General features: G+C 68.2%; 5 protein-coding genes. All 5 read left to right on the forward strand.

The genetic code is table 11. From position 1 onward, the window contains the following. Positions 1-248, forward strand: a 248-nt coding sequence (locus tag HNH97_RS17120) for a nitroreductase family protein (RefSeq protein WP_171791689.1), incomplete at its 5' end; no start/stop codon positions are given. Beyond that, complete coding sequence (locus HNH97_RS17125) at positions 233-676, forward strand: hypothetical protein (RefSeq protein WP_171791690.1); 444 nt, start codon at positions 233-235, stop codon at positions 674-676. The genes HNH97_RS17120 and HNH97_RS17125, both read left to right, overlap by 16 nt. Before the next feature lie 114 nt (positions 677-790). Continuing rightward, positions 791-1258: a hypothetical protein gene (locus HNH97_RS17130; RefSeq protein ID WP_146220714.1), complete on the forward strand. Its 468-nt coding sequence runs from the start codon at positions 791-793 to the stop codon at positions 1256-1258. A 55-nt stretch (positions 1259-1313) separates the two neighbouring features. Continuing rightward, positions 1314-1709 carry a GFA family protein gene (locus HNH97_RS17135; RefSeq protein ID WP_233044377.1) on the forward strand — a complete coding sequence of 132 codons (396 nt, stop codon included), beginning with the start codon at positions 1314-1316 and terminating at the stop codon, positions 1707-1709. 43 nt (positions 1710-1752) lie between these two features. After that, entirely contained in the window at positions 1753-2706 is a 954-nt protein-coding gene (locus HNH97_RS17140) for a ribokinase (protein WP_171791691.1), read from the forward strand. The last annotated feature ends 314 nt before the right edge of the window (positions 2707-3020 follow it).

Genomic DNA, 3020 nt, shown 5'->3' on the forward strand with positions numbered 1-3020 from the left:
CCACATGGTCCACGGTCATGGCCATCCATACCTTCTGGCTGGCGGCGACAGCGGCGGGGGTGGGGGTGGGCTGGGTCTCCATCATCGACCCCGCGCATGTCGCCGGCATGCTGGACGTGGATCCGGAATGGGAACTGGTGGCGTACCTGTGTGTCGGATATCCGCAGGACCCTTCCGACACGCCGGAACTGCAACGGCGTGGCTGGGAACGGCGCGATCCCGCGCGCCAGCAATGGATCGCACGCTGACGCCCCGCCACCGCCACGCCGGATGGGGCGGGGTCGTGCTGGCCGTGCTGCTGGGCTGTGCCGGTGCGGGGCATGACGCCCGGGCGCAGGCGTGGGGCAATGCGGGATGGCCCGGCGCGCTGTCATCGCCCATGGCGGGCATCATGCACCAGCAGGCCGCCAGCAGCGCACAGGCATGGCAGGGCACCATGGCCCACATGCGCGCGCAGCAAGACAGCGCCCGCGCCGCATGGTCCGCCGATGCCCGCGCGGGTGCCGCCGCGCGGCAGGACATGAACCGCCCCACCCCCGGCCGCGACGCGCCCGACAATACCGACAGGCCCGCCATCGCATCGGATGTCCCCGGCGATGATCCCTATGCCCGCGACTGGTCGCGTTTCGAGCGCGAGGAAACCCGCCTGCGCCAGCAGATGCGCAACACCCCCTGACGTCGCGCGCATGCCCGGCGGCAGGCCATCGCATCTGCGCCGAAGGTATGATAGGGTTGCGTTAACATTCCCGGCCCCCTGCGCCGGTCCCGCCCCAGTCCGGAGAATTCCTGCGTGTCGGCTGCCGTTCCGTCCTGCCACCCGTCTGCGGTGCCGCCGCCCGAACGGCCCGATGTCGCCGCGGTGTACGAGCATCGTCCAGCACTTGCGGCGCTGCGCCGCAGCGGGGCGATCGTGGATGCGCATGCGCTGGCCGCCGAATTCTGGGCCATCGACTATGCCATCGGCTTCATGGGCCACAACGACCCGCAGATGGAGCGCGACCCCAGACGCCGCCCCGCGCATGAAGGCCCGTCGCACAGCAGGCTGGGCGCGATCGAGCGTTACAAGTATATCCGCACCGCCATCGGCACGCGATGCGAACGCCTGCTGGTGCTGCTGATGGTGGAGGGACGCACCATGCCCGCCATCGCCGCGCATTTCGGCACGGAACAGACACATGTCGCCGGTGCGCTGGCGCTGCTGCTGGACATGCTGGTGGACCATTACGACGAAATGCCCGGCCCCCTGTGGAAGGGCTAGGGACTGCCTGAAAAACATTCACTCCGTCATCAACCCGTTCGCAGGACACATGCTCATGGACATCATCAGCGGAAGCTGCCTGTGTGGCGACGTGACCTATGACATCACCGCCGCGCCGCTGGATTTCGTGCTGTGCCATTGCGAACGGTGCCGCAAGACGACCGGTTCGTCCTTTGCCGCCAACCTGATCGTCCGCCCCGCCGACCTGCACTGGCGCACCGGCGCGGGACAGGTCCGGCGCTGGGACCTGCCCACCGCGCGCAGCTTCGCCACCGCAACCTGCGCCACGTGCCACACGCCCCTGCCCCACGCCACGCGCGACGGCGGGCGGATGATCGTACCGGCGGGCACGCTGGACACCGATCCGGGCCTGACGCCACGCCACCAGATCTTCACCGCGTCCAAGGCGCGCTGGTGCATTGATGTGGAGGACATTCCCGCCACGTCATGACGCGCGCGTTCCCATTTCCCCCGATTGCAGCACGAGGTCCGTCATGATCCCGCTTCCCACCGGCCATATCGCCGTCATCGGCAGCATCAATGTCGATTTCGTCTGCCGCGTGCACCGCTTCCCCCATGCGGGGGAGACGATGCATGTCCGCAGCGCGACAACAGGACTGGGCGGCAAGGGCGCAAACCAGGCGGTCGCCCTGGCGCGTCTGGGAAGCGTGGTCGAACTGGCGGGACAGATGGGCGATGACCCGCTGGCGCAGGTCGCACGCACCGCGATGACCGACGCGGGCGTGGGACTGCGTTTCGTGCACACCGAAACCGGGGGCGAAACGGGGCGCGCCTTCATCACCGTCAATGACGCGGGCGAAAACCAGATCCTGGTCCATGGCGGGGCGAACATGACGCTGCGCCCCGATGATGTCCCGGCACTGGCGCGTGTGTTCGACGGCGCGCGCGTGGTGATGATGCAGATGGAAATCCCGCCGGACATCGTCGTGCGCCTGTGTGACCAGGCACGGACGCAGGACATGACCATCATCGTCGATCCCGCGCCCGTCCCGCCCGACGGCCTGCCCGATGCGCTGTTCACGCTGGCCACCATCCTGACCCCGAACGAGACCGAAACGCAGGCCCTGACCGGTATCCTGCCCACCGACGCCACCACCGCCCGCGCGGCCGCCGCCATCCTGCACCGGCGCGGGGTGGAATGCGCCATCATCAAGATGGGCGCGCGCGGCGTCTTCCATTCCCGCCGCGACGGGACGGACGGGTTCGTGCCCCCCTTCGCCGTGACGGCGGTGGACAGCGTGGCGGCGGGCGACTGTTTCGGCGCGGGACTGGCGCGCATGCTGGCCTGTGGCGCACCAATGGAGCAGGCCGTGCGCTATGCCGCCGCGTGCGGCGCACTGGCGACAACCCGCCCCGGCGCGGCAGACGCCGCCCCCACGGCGGAGGAGGTCGAAGCGTTGCTTGACCGTCAGGGACCGCGCCCCTGAACCCCGCCAGAGGTCGCGGGCCTCTGGACACCATGCGTTTTAACGGATCAGGGGGCGTGCGCCTGCCGGGGCCGGGCCAGGCCGCTATGTTCCATGCGCCGACGGCCCTGCACAGTCAGGGGCCTTGCCCCCGAACCCCCACCAAAGGGTATTACCCTTTGGAAACCATGACCTTTAAACAGGTGCGGGGAACAAGGGGAGAGAATGCATTGGAAAAACGCGGGTTAGCACTACAGTTGCATTTTGTGTTGAGTTCTGAATCGATGGGTAACCATGATTCAGGATATGATGAGTGGCGGTACGTCTGTTGAAGA

Source organism: Gluconacetobacter entanii (assembly GCF_013155425.1).
In the GTDB taxonomy this organism is placed as follows: Bacteria; Pseudomonadota; Alphaproteobacteria; order Acetobacterales; family Acetobacteraceae; genus Novacetimonas; species Novacetimonas entanii.

Coding starts and splice junctions, on each gene's coding strand:
- HNH97_RS17125 (WP_171791690.1), top strand. CDS start 233: ATGGATCGCACGCTGACGCCCCGCCACCGCCACGCCGGATGGGGCGGG.
- HNH97_RS17135 (WP_233044377.1), top strand. CDS start 1,314: ATGGACATCATCAGCGGAAGCTGCCTGTGTGGCGACGTGACCTATGAC.
- HNH97_RS17140 (WP_171791691.1), top strand. CDS start 1,753: ATGATCCCGCTTCCCACCGGCCATATCGCCGTCATCGGCAGCATCAAT.